Source organism: Desulfobotulus mexicanus, assembly GCF_006175995.1.
In the GTDB taxonomy this organism is placed as follows: Bacteria; Desulfobacterota; Desulfobacteria; order Desulfobacterales; family ASO4-4; genus Desulfobotulus; species Desulfobotulus mexicanus.
Genome location: NZ_VDMB01000025.1, coordinates 1 through 17,793, shown reverse-complemented (window position 1 = coordinate 17,793; position 17,793 = coordinate 1). Strand labels below are relative to the sequence as shown.

At 50.0% G+C, this 17,793-nt stretch carries 14 protein-coding genes and 2 rRNA genes; 7 read left to right on the top strand and 9 right to left on the bottom strand.

Features of this window, described 5'->3' with window-relative positions; all coding sequences use genetic code 11:
* Window positions 1–81: 81 nt before the first annotated feature.
* The 3 genes from rnk to FIM25_RS14335 all read right to left on the bottom strand — a co-directional run bounded on the left by rnk (window position 82) and on the right by FIM25_RS14335 (window position 4,250).
* Window positions 82–498 (bottom strand): nucleoside diphosphate kinase regulator, encoded by a 417-nt coding sequence (gene rnk / locus FIM25_RS14345; protein WP_139450549.1) that lies wholly within the window; start codon window positions 496–498, stop codon window positions 82–84.
* 194 nt (window positions 499–692) lie between these two features.
* The gene (locus tag FIM25_RS14340) at window positions 693–3,650 is read right to left on the bottom strand and encodes an insulinase family protein (protein ID WP_179953407.1); all 2,958 of its coding nucleotides are present in this window, start codon (window positions 3,648–3,650) and stop codon (window positions 693–695) included.
* Window positions 3,651–3,827: 177 nt separating this feature from the next.
* Window positions 3,828–4,250 (bottom strand): hypothetical protein, encoded by a 423-nt coding sequence (locus FIM25_RS14335; protein ID WP_139450547.1) that lies wholly within the window; start codon window positions 4,248–4,250, stop codon window positions 3,828–3,830.
* Between the two features lie 504 nt (window positions 4,251–4,754).
* On the opposite strand from FIM25_RS14335, the gene FIM25_RS14330 reads away from it, so the two are divergent.
* Together FIM25_RS14330 and rsmA are read left to right on the top strand one after the other, a co-directional pair.
* Window positions 4,755–5,294, top strand: a complete 540-nt coding sequence (locus tag FIM25_RS14330) for a DUF2062 domain-containing protein (protein ID WP_139450546.1) — start codon at window positions 4,755–4,757, stop codon at window positions 5,292–5,294.
* The gene (gene rsmA / locus FIM25_RS14325; RefSeq protein WP_139450545.1) at window positions 5,269–6,117 is read left to right on the top strand and encodes a 16S rRNA (adenine(1518)-N(6)/adenine(1519)-N(6))-dimethyltransferase RsmA; all 849 of its coding nucleotides are present in this window, start codon (window positions 5,269–5,271) and stop codon (window positions 6,115–6,117) included. The genes FIM25_RS14330 and rsmA overlap by 26 nt, the downstream gene beginning before the upstream one ends.
* A gap of 80 nt (window positions 6,118–6,197) precedes the next feature.
* On the opposite strand, the gene FIM25_RS14320 is transcribed toward rsmA, so the two are convergent.
* A complete protein-coding gene (locus tag FIM25_RS14320; RefSeq protein WP_139450544.1) occupies window positions 6,198–6,587 on the bottom strand; it encodes a periplasmic heavy metal sensor in 390 nt (129 codons plus the stop codon).
* A gap of 215 nt (window positions 6,588–6,802) precedes the next feature.
* On the opposite strand from FIM25_RS14320, the gene FIM25_RS14315 reads away from it, so the two are divergent.
* The 5 genes from FIM25_RS14315 (at window position 6,803) to FIM25_RS14295 (ending at window position 12,466) form a co-directional block, all read left to right on the top strand.
* Window positions 6,803–8,563 (top strand): ATP-binding protein, encoded by a 1,761-nt coding sequence (locus tag FIM25_RS14315; protein ID WP_139450543.1) that lies wholly within the window; start codon window positions 6,803–6,805, stop codon window positions 8,561–8,563.
* 26 nt (window positions 8,564–8,589) lie between these two features.
* Window positions 8,590–9,927 (top strand): sigma-54-dependent transcriptional regulator, encoded by a 1,338-nt coding sequence (locus FIM25_RS14310; protein ID WP_139450542.1) that lies wholly within the window; start codon window positions 8,590–8,592, stop codon window positions 9,925–9,927.
* A gap of 284 nt (window positions 9,928–10,211) precedes the next feature.
* Window positions 10,212–11,090, top strand: coding sequence for an esterase/lipase family protein (locus FIM25_RS14305; protein WP_139450541.1), 879 nt, complete (start codon window positions 10,212–10,214; stop codon window positions 11,088–11,090).
* A 76-nt stretch (window positions 11,091–11,166) separates the two neighbouring features.
* Window positions 11,167–12,243 carry a lipase secretion chaperone gene (locus tag FIM25_RS14300; RefSeq protein WP_139450540.1) on the top strand — a complete coding sequence of 359 codons (1,077 nt, stop codon included), beginning with the start codon at window positions 11,167–11,169 and terminating at the stop codon, window positions 12,241–12,243.
* Window positions 12,221–12,466 carry a hypothetical protein gene (locus FIM25_RS14295; RefSeq protein ID WP_139450539.1) on the top strand — a complete coding sequence of 82 codons (246 nt, stop codon included), beginning with the start codon at window positions 12,221–12,223 and terminating at the stop codon, window positions 12,464–12,466. The genes FIM25_RS14300 and FIM25_RS14295 overlap by 23 nt, the downstream gene beginning before the upstream one ends.
* 226 nt (window positions 12,467–12,692) lie before the next feature.
* On the opposite strand, the gene mobA is transcribed toward FIM25_RS14295, so the two are convergent.
* From mobA to FIM25_RS14270, 5 genes are all read right to left on the bottom strand, one after another.
* The gene (mobA, locus tag FIM25_RS14290) at window positions 12,693–13,304 is read right to left on the bottom strand and encodes a molybdenum cofactor guanylyltransferase (protein WP_139450538.1); all 612 of its coding nucleotides are present in this window, start codon (window positions 13,302–13,304) and stop codon (window positions 12,693–12,695) included.
* A 13-nt stretch (window positions 13,305–13,317) separates the two neighbouring features.
* A complete protein-coding gene (locus FIM25_RS14285; RefSeq protein ID WP_139450537.1) occupies window positions 13,318–14,919 on the bottom strand; it encodes an FmdE family protein in 1,602 nt (533 codons plus the stop codon).
* Between the two features lie 2 nt (window positions 14,920–14,921).
* Window positions 14,922–17,177, bottom strand: coding sequence for a molybdopterin-containing oxidoreductase family protein (locus FIM25_RS14280; RefSeq protein WP_139450536.1), 2,256 nt, complete (start codon window positions 17,175–17,177; stop codon window positions 14,922–14,924).
* 207 nt (window positions 17,178–17,384) lie between these two features.
* A 5S ribosomal RNA gene (gene rrf, locus FIM25_RS14275) occupies window positions 17,385–17,501 on the bottom strand.
* 141 nt (window positions 17,502–17,642) lie between these two features.
* A 23S ribosomal RNA gene (locus tag FIM25_RS14270) occupies window positions 17,643–17,793 on the bottom strand; the annotation flags it as partial.

Sequence of the window (17,793 nt, the reverse complement as noted above, 5' to 3'; positions counted from 1 at the left end):
ACACGCAGAAAAAACATTTTGAATCCCTGCATAGGTTGCGTCCCCGGTCCCGACACCATTCGGGGACGCAACCATTAAATCTTACAAATGATAATCCCCTGCTGCTTCCGGCTGATACAAAAGAGCTTCCACCTTAAGGCGCTTTTCTCCGTCCTGCGTTGGCCAGGTAACCACATCTCCCACACGAAGACCGATCATAGCAATGCCTGCGGGTGCCAGAATGGAAATCCGGTTTTGGGCAATATCCGCCTTACCAGGAAAAACCAGCGTCCATTCCGCTTCCTTTTCCGTTGCCAGATCCTTTAAAAGAACCTTTGAGTTCATTGTAATGGCATCCGCCGGAACATTCTGGGGCTCCACAATTTCACAACGATCCAGCTCATCCATCAAACGCTCCAGATGCTCCCCCAGTTTCCCCCGCTTATCAGTAGCTTCCACCAGACGTTCCAGACGCTCCAGATCTTTTTCCGTAATATAAATCCTTCGATCCTGTACCATTCCTATCCTCCTTCCACCCAAAAGGGGCGAGCAGAAAAACAAACGGCGGTTTTTCAGCAATCTGAAACCTTCTGAAAAACCACCGCAGAGCGAAGCAGGCCTGACATCTGACATGCACCGCTTTCCTTATCTGTAAAACATCTAAACTTTATTATCAAAAACTTCAAAATGATAAAACAGCCATCATGTTTACATCAGATCCTATGGGATACCAGTGGCGGATTAACCGCTTCCTTTGCCAGTATATCTTCACCAGTAATCACTGCCACTCCCTGCAGTATCCTGTCTTTTACAAAGATGCGGGAAGCCACGTCGCATACGGCATTTCTATCCACCTGCAGCAGGCGTTCTTTAAAACGTATTCTCGCCTCATCGGAAAGACCTGCCAGATTCCGCATAAAAGCCTTTCTGGCTGCGGCAGAGGGCGTATCAGGCCTGTCAATCTCAGAACATACCTGTAAAATAGCCTCGTTAATATCCCTTTCATCAAAATGGCCCGAAGCCAGAAAATCAGCCGCAGCCGCAAACACATCCAGGGTTCTTCTGATATGGGGATCTCTATAGGAAGCCATGGCAAAAACACCTTCTTCGGCATTAAAAAGGGCAAAACCACCGTAAGCTCCACCTTTTTCCCGGATCTCCCTGTGAAGATAAGCCGAACGCAGCAGCTTGGCAATCACGGCCAGTACCGGCGCATCGGGATGATCCATTCCGGGTGTATCCAGAGCAGATGCCACAAAATTCACCGCCGTCGCCGTTGTCCAGGCTTCCCGGACACCTTCTCGGGACATTTCCGGAGGCTGGGAAGAGATGAAACTGAGATTTACCTGAGCCCCCAGATTCTCCTGAAGATTTTCCAGTCCTTTACGGGCCGTATCCCTGATATCCTTTTCCGATACAAGGGCTGCACGAAGATTGTTTTTTGCAAAAATCTTTTCCGCCATATCTCTGAAATCATTTTGCAGACGGCTCAGTATTTCATCCTTACCTGCCTTGATCTGATCCGTGATCTCTTTAATGCGTTTTAGCTGATGCACCCCGCCCCACTCTTCGGAGAGGGCACAGCCGGGGCTTAAGTTTCTTGACGCAAGGGAAATGGCCAGACGATGGCCGCTCTGCACCACGGCAGATTCCATGGCTGCCCTGTATTCAAACAAAAGCTTTTTCAAGCGTTCCGTATCAGAAAAATCATAGGATACGGTAAAATCTTCCAGAAGCTCCAGCATGGGAGAGAGGTTTCTCTCCAGTGCCTTGGCCGAAAGGGTGATAAAGGGGGAAAGCCTGCCATCATCCATACGGGTACGGGCATGGCCCATGGCTCCGATTCCTCCTGTGCAGGCGTCCACCCTGCGGGCCACAGCCACATAATCCATCTTCTTTGTACCCATACGGGTAAGAACATGGGAAAACAAAGGAACAAGGGCCTCTTTTTCGGCTTCCAGTCCCGCAAGACCAAATGCCAGATTAACATAAACAATACCAGATGTTGCCGCATCGTAACAAACAAGACTACCCTTCTGTTCAAAGGGATGTACGATACGGATTTCTCTGTCAATATCTTCACGGTCAAGGGTTGGCAGGACAGCAAGATCTTCCTCAGCCTCCTGAAGATTCTTCAGTATTTGAGCTTCCTCAAGAATCCTCTTTTTTTCTTCTTCCTGAAGGGATGCAGCAATGTCATCCAGCTCCCTGCGCTCCTTCTCATCCATGAGACGCTGTTTTTCCGTATCCGGGGCCAGAATATAAAGCACCCTGTGGGGATTTTCCAGAAGGTAGTGACGAATCAGATTTTCAAAATACCCACTGTCCAGCTCACTGCGGATAGCTTCAAGGTCCCCTTCAAACTGAATAACCTTCAAAGGATCGCCACCATGAAACCATGTGCCTGCAACACCCATGATCATCTTAAGGCCATAGGGATAGGGACTATTGGAAATCTCTTTTTTCTGAAATTCCAGCTGATGAATGGCCGCATCCGCAAGCTCCCTCTCAATACCCTTTTCTGCAAGCTCCCTTAGTGTATCCATTATCAGAGTTTCGAGAGCCTCAGCATCCTTTTCAGCCATTCCCTTCAGCCCACAGCAAAAGGCCGTATCCCTGTTGTCACCATCGAAACCCGCACCGTCACAGACGGCCGTTCCCAGTCCGGAATCCATGAGAGCTTTACGCAAAGGTGCTCCGGCATTTCCCAAAAGAATCTGCTCCAGAAGAACAAATCCCAATACAGAACGGGTATCCAGAATATCCGGCGTCAGCCATGCAAGGGCTATCTGGCACTCCTTTTCAAGATTCGGTCCTGCAATTGCAGGATAGGTTTCCCGGATCTTGCGGGAATTTTTCCATCTGGGCTGGGAAGCCACATCGGTTTTGGGATCCAGACGTTTAAAATGGGAAAGGACTTCTTTTTCAATAACCTGAAGATGATCTTCCAGGGGCATATTACCATAGGTGAAAAACCAGGCGTTGCTGGGATGATAATGACGGCTGTGGAAGGCCAGCAGGTCTTCATGGGTCAGCTCAGGAATAAAGGCAGGATCACCACCGGAGTTATGACCATAGGTCACATCCGGATACAGAGCTTTAAGCAGGCCACGGCCCATGATCTGGGATGGTGAGCTCATGGCTCCCTTCATTTCATTATACACAACCCCCATGCGCTGCAGTACACCATCTTCGTCAAACTCCAGACGGTGTCCTTCCTGCCGGAAACTCAAGACATCCAGCTTCGGAAAAAAAGCCGCATCCAGATATACCCCCAAAAGATTATAAAAATCTTTCCTGTTCTGGGTGGCAAAGGGATACATGGTCCAGTCCGAAGCCGTAAAGGCATTCATGAAAGTGTTGAGACTGCGCTTAATCATGGAGAAAAAAGGATCCCGCACCGGATACCGGGCAGAACCGCAGAGGGCTGTATGCTCCAGAATATGGGCAACACCCGTCTCATCTGCCGGTACTGTTTTAAATCCTACGGCAAAGGTATTTTCACTGTCATCACAGGCTACATGCACATGCCGTGCACCCGTTGATTCATGTTCCAGAGCATAATATTCTCCCCTGATCTCCGGAAGAGAGGCTGTTTTCCTTACAATATAACCGCCAATGCGCTGGCCCTCGGATAAACTGCTCTTTTCACTATCTTTCATCATATTCATGAAAAAAGAAAATCCTTTCATCTGTTTAAAACTTAACAGATCACATAAAAAAGCTTCAGACATGAAAATACTGATTGTGTCTAAAACAATAAAATAAGACTATTAGGATACTGACTGACTAAAAACCCTCAGAACCATCAATATCAGGCATACCTTCATATATGAATCAAAAAAAACTTATAACCTCTTCAGAGAATCATCTCCCATACTGTCGGCAATAACCCGGTAGCTTCCCCGCTTCTCTCTGTGTATTTTCCCTGTCTTATACAAACGAAAAACAATATTACGGAGTTTTTTATCATCATACCCCGTTTTTTCACGGATCTCTTTAAATTCTATCAGACCACCATGCTCCCGCATAACAGAGAGAACAACATTGCCTGCGTTGAGACCGGAACGTTTTCCCTTGCGACTGCTGGTTTTACGTGGAGTGACTGTATCCATGCCAACCGTAAGATGAATCTGCTTCAGAAGATTTTCCAACTGAATCATCCTGTCCATCAAATCTGCAAGATCCTTTCGTTTCGGGATATCATGCTGATCCAGAACCTGCTCAATAAGATCGCTTAAAACAGGACGTGCGGCTTTCTTTTTGGCCATTGGACACTCCTTCATACCATGCGGGTTATAATTTATATAAGCAATCAAAAGAAGACATGAAATAAAAATACGTTTTCCTGTAAAAAATTCAAGTAAAGAATTATTTACCACAAAAAAACATCTACAAAGACCATATCATCTCAAAAGAAATAAGAGCCAATAAACCAAAAAAACAATCAAAAATCCTATTTCCTGTCAGATCATAAAGTAAAAATATATTCCATAAAAAATATCACTGATTCCCATACAGAATAACAGATCATCCACTGAATACAGGCAAAAAATCCAGCCCAATCCCTTAAACTGATAAACGCTACGATGAATAAGATTTTTTCAAGGGATTCAGTTGCCCGGACAGAAATTTCATGTTAACCATATCAGGGTTTTTAAAATGCTGCAGTCCATGCCCTCCCATTGATCCACAATCGTATCAATAAAGTAAAACAAAAACAGCAGCATTATAAAAACAGACGGTTTCCGTTCAACCCCAATCTGTCAGGCACCATGACGCCGAAACAACGCCTTATTCATATTTATCGGCAACTTGAACAGCTGGGAGGCGAAAAAACCTTTGTTGCACGGGGTTTTGCCATCGGTGTTTTCATTTCCATGACACCCACCATCCCCCTTAACACCGTACTGGCCGTTATCCTTGGTTTTTTACTCCGGGGAAGCATACCTGCAGCCTTCATAGGAACCCTGATTTCCAACCCGGTCACCATTCCTTTTCTTTATTACGCCGCATACTGGCTAGGTGTCACAATTACAGGAGTACAGGGTGTCAGCTTTAATGAAATCCTTACCCTTGCCTACCATTTCAACGGTCCCGGAACCCTGCAGGAAAAAATACATGAAGCCGGTCACCTGATTCATGGAAAGGTGCCGGTACTCTGGGCCACCCTTACGGGTGGGATTATCATGGGAATTCCGGTGGCAATTGGTACCTATTATCTCACGCTGCGCCTTTTACGGGCATCCACATCTGAAAGACTTATACCAAGTGAGGAAAAGCATAAGAATGACAGCACCCCAGACCCTTCTTAAAGCCTGGAATCTGAAACCCAAAAAAGATATGGGACAGAATTTTCTGACAGACCCGTCCACCCCGGAAATGATTCTGGACCGGGCTGGCATCCGTGAAGCCTGCGGACAGACAATAATTGAAATCGGCCCCGGCCTTGGAGCCATGACCATTCCCGCAGCCAGGAGGGCAGATCATGTCCATGCCGTTGAGCTGGACAGGGAAATCATCCCTTTGCTGGAAACAGAAATACGTGTTGCAGGCTGCAATAATGTCACCGTACATTCCGGCAGCATTCTCAAGGTGGACCTGGAACCCATGCTGGCCGAAGGCCGGAGTACCCTTGTGATCGGAAACCTCCCCTACAATATTTCATCCCAGATTCTTATCCGCCTCCTTTCCTTCCGTCACCGTATTACACGCGGCGTATTCATGCTGCAGACAGAAATGGCCGAACGTATTGTAGCAGCTCCGGGCAGTCGTGATTACGGCAGACTTTCCGTGGCCATGCAATACTGCGGGAGCGTCCGCATTCTTGCTTCTGTCAAAGCCCATCTGTTTTATCCTAAACCAAAGGTGGATTCATCCATAATTGAGGTGGTTTTCCCTGAAAGACCGCTGCTCCAGTCAGAAAATGAAAAGCTGTTTTTCGATGTGGTAAGGGCCGCCTTCGGCCTTAGGCGTAAAACCTTAAGAAACAGTCTTGCCTCCGGCCTGAAAGAACTGACACCCCAAAATGCGGAAAAGCTTCTGATTGAAGCAGACATTGAACCCAGCCGAAGGGCAGAAACCCTTGAGGTTGCAGAATTTGTCAGACTGGCGGATTGTTTCATTAAATATAAATGAAAAGCGGGTAAGCAGTCATACATAAAAAACGGGACCAGAAGTCCCGTTTTTTTATCTCTCAGTTCTGTCAGCCAGTCCGTTTACTCTACTCCTGCACCACCCCTTCGGCCATGGCGCATACCTGTACCTGTGCAGGGGCAGCCCTCACCCATTCCGGTCAGACCATGTTCTCTGGCCTTCAGTGCCATGGCAGTCTTGTACCTTCCCATATCCTGAAAAACAACTTCCAGCCTGGCCTGATCGGGATGTTCCTCTGTCATCAAGGCAGCCAGTTCAGCCCTATTCGTTTCCATGGCAACCCGAATCTCGACAGTATCTTTCATGAAGGCAGCCCTGTTTTCAGGAGACACCTCCACACATGCACCCATTCCCCCCTTAGCCCGGCCATGCCCCCCACTCCAGGCAAAACCCTGAACCACCAGCACACCAGCCAATGCCATTCCAATCATAAGAAAGACTAATTTTTTCATCCTGATTCTCCTTTTTTAAGAATGAGTTTTTCATCGTCATCGACAATACTGACCACGACTATTGCAACTAGGATGCCAAGCAAAAAAAACCAAACAAAAACAAAGAATTATAAAAATCAGCTTATTTACTCTTTCCATTTTCCAACTTCTGGCGTATAAAAATCATACACTTAATATAATGACATCGTATAAACATCATACATACCGGAGTTCCCATGTCACACCAAACCGTATCTTCAACCCTTCCCATCAGCGGTTCCAGGTGGCTGATTCCGGCACTGATCCTTATTTTTGCCCTGTCCATACTAAGCATGGTTCTTGCCTTTCATCAGCGAACCCAGAGGGATATGGTCCACATACTTCAGGAAAAGGGACATCTTCTTGCCAGATCCCTTGAAGCCGGAACCCGCACGGGCATGATGGGCAGACTGGGGGAAGCCACACAACTCAAAACCCTTTTTGAAGAAACCACCGCACTCCCTGATATCTTCTATATTCTTCTGACGGATTCCTCCGGCCAGGTTTATATTAACGCAGATCCCGATGGTCTTGCCCGACGCAGTCTTTCCCAATCCATACTACAAAAACTTACTCAAAACGATAAGGTAGGATGGACCATATCCGGCAAAGGCGAAAACCGTCATTTTATCTTCCACCAGACCTTCACCCCTGTGGTACGCCCCATGGAAAAACATTCCATGATGCATCCGATGAAAAGACAGGCCATTGCCCGCAAAGCAGCAGAATCCCCATGCGGATCTCCTTTCTGCGGAGATCTGTTCCAGCCTTCCAGCCCCCAGAAAACCCTTGTTGTCGGTATGGATGTACAGGCTCTGGATACAGCCCGCAGCAAAGACATACAGCATACCTTCATCCTTGCCGGTGTCCTGCTGCTTCTGGCTGTTTTTGGTATCATAGCCCTTTTTCGGGCCGAAGCACTCCGTTACTCCAGATTGCGTCTGAAGGATACCCAGGCCATGTCCATGGAAATCATACGCTCCTTTCCCGCAGGTCTTCTGGTGCTGGATGCCCATGGACGGCTGCGCTTTGCAAATAAAACCGCAGAAGCCCTCTTGCAGAAACCCCTGCAGAAACTCATAGGGCAGGATATTGCACCCCATCTGCCCGACGCACTTTCCCACCTGATTCAAAACACTGAATCCCGGATACCGGAATCAGAGATTCTTCTTCCGGCAAAAACAAGCACCATTCCCATATCCGCAGGCATTTCTGCCATAAAAAATGAAAACGGCATCCTCGGCAAAGTGCTGGTGCTCAGGGATTTAAGTGAAATAAGACGCCTGGAAGAAGAAGTCCGGCGCAAAGAAAAACTTGCAGCCGTAGGTCAGCTTGCCGCAGGGGTGGCCCATGAGATCCGCAACCCCTTAAGTTCCATCAAAGGATTTGCAACACACTTCCGCCAGCTTTTTCCAAGTGAAAGCCCCCACCATGAAGCGGCTGATATTCTAATTCGGGAAGTCAACCGGATGGACCGTGTAATTGGTGAGCTGCTGGAATTTGCAAGACCATCGGACATTCAACCCGTTAAGACCTTCCCCCTGCCCCTTATTCAGCATGCCCTCCGTCTCATTGCACCGGATGCTGAAATAAAAAAAATTAAGATAAGTGAGAATCTGACTCCATTGCCTGAAATCCGCCTGGATCCGGACCGCTTCACCCAGGTGATGCTCAACCTCTGCCTGAACGCCATACAGGCTATGGATGAAGGCGGAACCCTTGGTATCAGGGCAAGAACAGAAGCATCTTTTCTAATTCTCGATATAGAGGATACGGGTAAAGGCATGGCAGAAGAAGACATCTCAAAAATATTTGACCCTTTCTATACCACCAAAAGCAAGGGGACAGGCCTTGGACTGGCCGTGGTGGAAAAAATAATCACAGCCCACGGCGGCAAGATACGGGTGGACAGTATTCTGGCAAAAGGCACCCGCTTTTCCCTGTCCTTTCCCCTATAACTTTTTTAAGGCAAGGGAATCCTGCCATGACAACAGCAAAGATCCTTGTGGTGGATGATGATGATGCGCACAGAAAAATGCTGAAAACCCTGCTCTCAGGTTTTGGCTATGGGATTGAAGAGGCACAAAGTGGCGAAGAAGCACTGGAAATGGTTAAAAAAGATGCCATGGATACCATACTCATGGATGTCCGCATGGCAGGGATTTCCGGCATTGAGGCCTTAGAGCAGATGCTGAGCTGGAACCCGGCCCTCCCCATCATCATCATGACTGCCTATTCTTCCGTAAATTCTGCACGCAGAGCCCTGAAAGCCGGGGCCTACGACTACCTGACCAAGCCTCTGGACTTTGATGAACTCCGTATTCTTTTATCCCGCTCCCTGGAACACAGTCGCCTGAAAGATGAAAACCGTCGTTTGAAAGAGCAGGTGGCAGCCCACCCCGGCCTTCCCGATATCATAGGTAAAAGTACGGTAATGAAAAAAATGATGGAAATGCTTACGGCCATGGCCAGCAGCGAAGCCACCGTACTAATCACAGGCCCGTCCGGTACTGGTAAAGAGCTCATAGCCAAAGCCATCCATGCCATGGGTCCCAGAAAAGACAGACCCTTTATCCCCTTAAACTGCGCTGCCTTCACGGATGCCCTGCTTGAATCGGAACTCTTCGGGCATGAAAAGGGTGCCTTTACCGGAGCAGACCGCAGGCGTGAAGGCCGCTTTATGCAGGCCGATGGTGGCACCCTTTTTCTCGATGAAATCGGTGAGACCTCCCCTGCCATGCAGGCAAAACTGCTGAGGGCTCTTCAGGAGGGGGAGGTGCAAAGGGTGGGCAGCGACAGAGTTCTGAAGGTGGATGTTCGGATTCTTGCGGCAACCAACCAGGATCTGGTCCGATCCGTCAAGGAAAAAACCTTCAGGGAAGATCTGTATTACAGACTCAATGTATTGCATCTGCAGATCCCGCCACTGAATGAACGCAATGGAGATATTCCTTTACTGGCCCATCACTTCCTGCGTCACTATGCAGAAAAAAACCGAAAACATGTACTGCGCTTTTCCCCCAGAGCCATGGATGCCCTTTTACATCACAAATGGCCTGGCAATGTGCGGGAACTGGAAAATGCCGTGGAGAGGGCTGTTATCCTCTGCCCTGCAGACACCATTACAGAAGACCATCTGCCCATGGGTATAGCAGACTGCCTCCCTTCCGGAGAATTGGGCAAAACCCTTGCGGATCTGGAGCGTCAGGCAATTTTAAAAACCCTGGAGCAGGCTGCAGGAAATAAATCCGAAGCCGCAAGGATACTTGGTATTACACGGGCAACCCTGCACAACAAGCTGAAACTCTATGGAGAACCATGAAAGCCATGCAGATATTTTATCATCCCCCAGCTTGCATTCCTTTATCTTTTTTGATTTGTTGATGATCCGATGAATACGGCTATTTTATTTCACCTCCCTGCCCTTTGAACCGGACACATAAAAACAGCTCACCTATAAAAAACATTTTAGCTTGACAGAAAGCTTGCACACATATAACTTGCACACACCCATAAACACTGTTCACCAAGCATCCTACACGTTCCACCACTGTTATCTCGAAGTTTTTTTAAAGCAAAAAAAACACCCGATGAAAGGAGCATGCCATGTATGGAAAAACCGCACCTTTGACCGCAATCTTCCTGTTTTGTGTTTTCATTTCGGCTGCGCAGGCAAAATATGACACCCAATATCCCATAGTGCTGGCCCACGGCATGGGTGCTTCTGAAAAAATTGTGGGTATCATGGATTACTGGGGCGCCATCCCTTCAGCTCTGGAGCGGGCAGGGGCTGAGGTATATGTGACCTCTGTCAATGGCATGGACTCCACGGAAGCAAAAGCCATTGATTTCAATAATCAGGTTCTTCAAATCCTTGCATCATCCGGTGCAAAAAAAGTAAATATTATCGGCCACTCCCATGGCACCCTCTATTCCCGCTATGCCATCAGCAATCTGGATCTTGGGGATAAAGTTGCCAGCCACACCAGTATTGCAGGCCCCCATCAGGGTAGCAAGTTGGCCGATATGATTATGAATGGAGTTCCGGGAGAACTGCATGGTCTGGCAGGAGGTGCCATGGACATAATCTATGCCCTTATTATGGGGGATCAGAATCCCGACAGCCTTGCCAATGGCTGGGATGTGACCACGGAGATCGTGCAGGATCACTTCAATCCCAATACTCCTGATATAGATGGGATCTATTATCAAAGCTGGGCAGCTAAGGCCAAGTGGGGAGCACCCAGTGTGCTAATGCAGGTGCCCTGGCTCATCATGCTGGGCCTTGAAGGAGAAAATGACGGCCTTGTCAGTGTGGAAAGTGCCCAATGGGGAGACTTCAGGGGCGTACAGCAGGCGGCCTGGTATTCTCCGGGCTGTGATCATCTGAATGTCGTAGGTATGTTTTTTGGTATCACCCCCGGTTTCAACGCCCCGGAATTTTATAAGAGCATTGCTGCGGATCTGAAACAAAAAGGTCATTGATCTTTTATTTTTTTTATGAACCCTCTGGTCCCCTCTGTGGGATCAGAGGGTTCTTTTTTTAAAAGGAGGTCTGACCATGCGGATATTTTTCCGTCATGTACCCCGCCTTGGCTGGATTGGAATTTTCTTTCTGATCATGACGGCTGCGATTCTGTATCTCTACCCTCAGGGAAAAGAAGAAAAAAAAATAATACATGCCAATCCATCCTCAGGCCATGAAATTTCTGAGGATCCCAGAAGCGAGACTTTTTCCCCCCTGCCCCCCCCTCCTCCCCCTGTTTTTCTGGAAAAAAAGGATGAAAGCAGTCCGGATCTGATGGCGGATCTCATGGATCAGAAAAAGGGTGAAGAGGTGCGTGCCCTGTTTGCCTGGATGACCCAGGAGTTCGGTCAGGTTGCAGATTATGTGGAGCACATGGATGCGGTGCGGGCCTGGCTGTTTGAAAATTACGATAACGAGAGTGCCGAAGCCATACTTGCTGTTTATGACTCTTATATCCAGAGTGAGATGGATCTTGCGGACTACCTTACCATGCAGAAGGTACCGCAAAACCGGGAAGAACGCCTGGCTTTCTGGGAGGATGTCCGAAATTTCCGTATCGCCCATATGGGTGAAACCCATACGGAATGGCTTTTTGGAAAGGAAATGGCGGAGGGCCGATATCGCATGGACCGGGTGGAGATTGTGTCCAATCCGGACATGAGTGCCCGGGAAAAACTTCACGCCCTGCAGGATCTGGATAACAATTACCGCTTGGAAAGAGATGATCCCCCTCCCCTTTCCCGGAATCCCTATCAGCAATACCGTGAACTTCTGGAAGTGCATAAGCTCGATCTTGCCCACATGGCTTCCGATGCGGAAAGGCAAGAGCGTATCCGTGCCCTGAGACAGGAAACCCTTCCAGAAGAAGCCGTACTACGCATGGAGGCTGTGGAACAGGAGATTCACACAAAACGGGAAAGGGAAGAAAAGTACAGAGAGAAAAGGGAAGCCCTTCTTAGGGATAGCTCCCTGCATGCTGAAGAAAAACAGGAGAAACTGAACATCCTTCAGGACCAATTCTTTGGAGAAGATGCGGAGTCCATGCGCAGGCGTGAGCGCATTGCTGCGGCATTGCAGGAGCGCATGGATGCTTCAGAGCAAAAAAAATAAAGGCAGCCATGAAGGGCTGCATCCTGTTGTTCCTTCTCAGGATCTAATTGCTCAGCACATTTTAATTCAAAATTCCAATGCTATAATTTCATGGGCTCAGCTCTATTGTAAGGCACCCCGGCTATTTGTAAGTGACGTTGCAATCGTTTCGGATCAGAGCTTTGAAGCCCTGTGCGAAAGAAGCGGCAAACTGTCTGAGCCGCCACAGAGGCAGCGTGCTTAAGCCAGCTATGGCAATCAAAAAGCTTATCCTGCCTGTGGCGGGGAGTTTTTGCCGCTTCCGCACAGGGCAAGAAGCTCCCGAATAAGATTGCGTCACGGGCAAATAGCTTGGGTGCCTCTGGATCTGCCTGAGGTATAGGACTTAAAAAATTTATGCTGAATAATTACATCAGGATATGTACAGCCGCACTGCAGATGAACAGGCTCCCTCGCACCAACTGACAGGTTCACGGAAACATCATTAATGCCTCCCTTGCCTTCCTTGCATCCTCAGGTGAATTGATGTTGATAAAAGATTGCAGATCTTCATCCGCTTCCCTGAGAAGGCTTTCCGGCACAAGACCTTTCTTTTCATTCGTAAAAATCCACTGCACCTTGCTTTTGCCTTCAAGGATGTGGCTTTCAAGGACAGGAAGGCCGTCCCTGTGATAGGCGGCGCACAGGGGTTCCAGATGGTTTTTCCCATGGCAGGGAAAAAGGGCAAGGAGGGGAGGATGCATGTGTGAAAGCACAAGGCGGATCAGCTCCGGTCGTATGAAGGGCATGTCGCAGGCCACCACAAAAACGGTATCCGTTTTCGCATGAAAAAGGCCTGCATGGATGCCCGTGGCAGCTCCGGGAACGGGAAGAACATCGGCAACCACAGGAAAACCAAAATCCCCATAGAGGCCGGTTTCCCGGCTTACGATGAGGATTTTTTCGCCAAAAATTTCTGTCATGGGCCTGAGCACGGCATCCATGAGGCGGCCCTCACCAAAGGGAGCCAGGGCCTTGTTCCGCCCTCCGTAGCGGGTACTGCGCCCGCCTGCAAGGATAACACCCGTGCAGTCGTTTATCATGGTTTTTTACCGGTCATGGCTTTCCCTTAAATTTCCTGCGTCCGGCATCGAGAAAACCGCCTTCCCCGAGGCTTGCCATGTCGACCCGCGTGATGGGGAGATCCGCAAGGAGCCAGGGCAGAAGAAAGTCCATGGCCGTGGGCGCAGAATAAAGAGCCCCTGCGGGAACCCCAAGGATACGGGTGGAGGCAATGCGCCCGGTAAGGGTCATGGCTCCGGGCAGCACAGGAGCACCATAAACCTCATCCACAAGACCCTCGTCCTGAAGGGCTTTTCGGGTCACATCATCGGGATCAACAGAAAGGCCTCCGGTCACCACAAGCACCTCGGCCCCTCCCGCCACCATCTCCGAGGCGGCTTTTGCGATCTTTTTTGCATCGTCCGGGCAGATGCGGCTTTCCGAGACTTTCAGACCATACCCCGCCGCAAGCTCTTCCAGAATGGGCAGGAACCCGTCCGCAACCCGGCCTTCAAACACCTCCGTTCCCGTCACAAGAACCCCCAGCCGTGAAAAAACATAGGGCGCAAGGGAAAAGAGCGGGCCTTCGGCCAGCACCTCCATAGCCCTGTCAAAGTCCCATTTTTCAAGGTAGAGGGGAATGGCCCGTGTGCCACCCAGCACCATACCGGAACTTACTGGGCTTAAATTCCTGCGGGTAGCGCACATCACCCCCTCGCAGCGATTAAAACGAATAAGGCGTTCCCGGTTCACACAGAAAATCCCACCCTGCTTTGCCGTGAAATCAATCTTTCCTTCCTTGGGAAAGGGGAGGTAGCCGATGCCGGAACCTGCCATTTTTTCCGCAAAGGCAAGGGCGGCCTCGTTTTCATGGAGAAGGGAATCCCCCCTCTCCCCCACCCCGGTCTCTTCAACATAGACCCTTTCCCGGCCCATGGATTTTAAAAGCATGATATCCGAATCCCCAAGGCTCTGACCCTTCACAATGGCCGCCCCCTTGGAAATACCCGGCTCAATGCGGGTCATGTCATGCAGGACTTTTCTGCCCGCAGCCTCTTCCACGGGAAGGGCCTGCATCCCGGAACGCTCCTCCCGCAAAGGGGAAAAGACCACCCTCCCCATGCAGGCCTCACAAGACCCCGGCTCCGATCCCCTGAAACTTTCGCCGCAGTCCGGACAGGTGAAAATCCGGCCTTTTTTGGGAAAACGCTTCCGGTCCACAACAATCCGCTCCACCTTGTAAAGCCCGAAACCCGCTTCGATAATTTCAGTGAAGAGCCGTTTTTTATCCTGCTCCTTTTTGGGCTTCAGCTTCATGGCCCAGATATGGACTTCCGGCCACTTTTTGAGACGTTCCGGATCCAGAGCCACCCGCACTCCCTTTCCCGTATGCTTGTCATAGAGGAGAATGGCAAAACGGCCCGTATCCTCGATGCGCAGCCAGCCGTTTCCGATGGTGCAGGGGGTGAGCACCTGAATGGCATCGGGCAGGCAGGCTCTGGTTTCTGCAATGGCATCGTAGAGCCCTCCTTCGGGAAGGCTCTGAAAGGCAAGCTCCACCATGAAGCCCCCGCAGACCATGCCCGGAGCCAGATGACCGTGAAAGGCCCTGATTTTTTCCAGATAGGCTTCGATGGATAAACCCCGGATCTGCATGATCACAGCCCCTTTTCTTCCCCACAGACCTCAAGCCTGCAGGGTACAAAGCGGTGAAGGGGCGTTCCGATGGGGTCCCGGTGGGTGTGCATGGTAAGATCATTCACATTAAAGCCCCATTTCACACCGTCATAGATGAGACCAAAACCATGGGGAATCAACACCATGCCCGGCCGCACGTCCTCTTTCACCTCCAGCTCGCCTACGGCACTACCCCCTTCCGTGACCACCCGGACGGTGTCTTTGTCCTGAAGCCCGAGTTTTGCGGCCTCTTCAGGATGTACGGCGATGGTGCAGCCCCTTTTCCCTTTAATCCATTCCGGGTTACGCATCTGGGTGTTCATGTTGGTGGAGCGGTGCCGCCCGGCATTGAGAACCAGCGGAAAATCCTCCGGCAGGGTCAGGGCCTTGATCTCTTCTGCTGCATTGAGGGATGCCGCCTTTTCCGCCAGCTCTTCAATGAAAAGATCGATCTTTCCGGAAGGGGTTTTGACTTCATCAAGGTTTTTTTCCCTATCCACCTTCCCAACCCAGAGTCCCTGAGGATGATCCAGCAGAGCCTGAAAGATCCGGTCGCCCATGTCAAAGCCCGTTTCAAATCCAGCACGGGCCGCATTTTTTCTGAAAGACTTCGGGGCTGTCATCATCATACCCCAGAGAGCCGCAAGGGCCGCACTGTCCCAGGCTTTGCCCAGGGTTTTTCCCAGAATGAAGAGCATTTTGGAAAGGTGTTCCGGATGGTTTGCAATCCAGCCCATGAGTTCAGCCCCAAAGGTCATGCGGTCTTTGGATGCGGCTTCCATCACCTTTCCCGGAATTTCCGGGATCAGTCCCAGCCTGTCCGCAAGCAGGGTGAAAATCTGTGAGGCTTCGAGACTTTCCCCATGGGGTTTCACAAGGGGCCTTCGCAGCTGAAAATAGACCTCGGGATAGGTCCATGGGAAGAAAGTGCCATCGAAGGATTCATAGAAACTGCGGCAGGGCAGCACATAGTGGGCCAAACGGGCGGTTTCGCTCATCACCATGTCACAGACCACGAGAAGATCGAGGCTTAAGAAGGCCTTTTCCAGAGCCTTGGTATCCGGCCAGGAGCGCAGGGGATTGCAGGTGCTCACGATGATGGAGCGGATGCGGTCATTGTGATCGGTGAGGATTTCTTCGGGCAGGATGCTACAGGGAAAAGACCCGGCTGCGGCAGGGGGCATTCCGGTAACGGCGGATTTCCAGACCTTTTCGCTGCGCTCATCCGCATGAGAACCCAAAGGCATCACCATGCCGGGGATGATATTGCCGCCCCTTTGTCCGAAAATACCGCAGACAGCACCGAGAACATTGAGCAGATATGAGTTGAGGGTACTGTGCCTGCCCATGTAGATGCCAAGATCCGGATGAAAGGACCATCTGCGGGTAGCCATAAGGCGGCAGAGTTCATGCACGGTATCATAGGCAAGGCCGCAGACTTCAATGGCGGCCATGCTGTCAAAATTTTCAAACCAGGGCCGGATACGCTCCCAGCCCTCGCAATGGGCTTCAAGGTATTCTTTTTTCTCCCAGCCTTCCTGCACCAGAATGGCGATCATGGCCTTGATGAGGAGGGCATCCGTTCCCGGCCGGAGGGCAAGGTGGATATCCGCAATTTCAGCAGTTTCGCTTTTTCGGGGATCGACTGCCACGAGAAGGCGTTCCGGGTTTTTACTGATTTCCTTCAGTACCATAGGGGTCTTTGGCATCTGATGGCTCTGCATCCCGTTCCAGCCCCAGGCCACCAGCATCTGGGTTTCATGCTCATCCGGGCCGGTGAGGATGTACTGTTTTCCGAACATGCGGCCCTGCACCCACCAGGCTCCGCTGAACTCCTGACCTGCGGAGGTGTAGAGGTTCTGGGAACCCAAAGCCCGCATGAGGCTTACCCCAAACCCGGCTTCCATGTGACCGCCCTGGGCGGAAGCTCCCAGATAGGCAAAGGAGCGGGGGCCGTGGGCGGCAAGGCCGGTTTTCAGTTTTTCCGCAATTTCCTCCATGGCCTGATCCCAGGAGATGGGGATAAAGGCACCGTCCACTCTTTTCAGGGGATGGGTGAGACGATCCGCAGGATACTGATGATAAAGCACATTCAGACCCTTGCGGCAGGCATAGCCCTCGCTTCTGGGGTTGTCCTTATCCGGCCGCACTTTCACCATACGGCCTTCCTCCACCAGAATTTCCAGCCCGCAGTTCTGGGCGCAGAGTACGCATCCTGTCTTATGCCAGTTTCCCATGGAATCTCCCTTCAAGGCCTTTGTCTTCTATAAAAAACTCTACAATCCTAATTTCCCTTACATATTCTGTATAAATAAAAAAACAGCCAAAGAATAGTCCGCATGCGTACCAAGGTCAAGACAAATATTCTTTTCTATTCAAATCTTCCAAATAAAAAACGCCCTGTCTTCGAGGTGAAATCACCTTGAAGGCAGGGCGTTAAAAGAATCCGGCGGCGTCCTACTCTCCCACACAGTTGCCCATGCAGTACCATCGGCGCAGTCAAGCTTAACTTCCGTGTTCGGGATGGGAACGGGTGTGACCTTGACGCCATCGCCACCGAAAATTGTATTTCGATGTATTGTATTAAAAAAGAACTAAAGGCTTTTATACCTTATTCATTCATGCGTCGAGTTATTTTTTTTATCTATGACAAGCTCATTAAAACCAAAGCGCTTTTGCTGCAATCAAAGATCACCAATATTGTGGCTAAGCCTCACGACCGATTAGTACCGGTAAGCTCCATGCATTACTGCACTTACACACCCGGCCTATCAACCTTGTAGTCTCCAAGGGGTCTTTAGCTGACTTGACGTCAGGGGATATCTAATCTTGAAGTTGGCTTCCCGCTTAGAT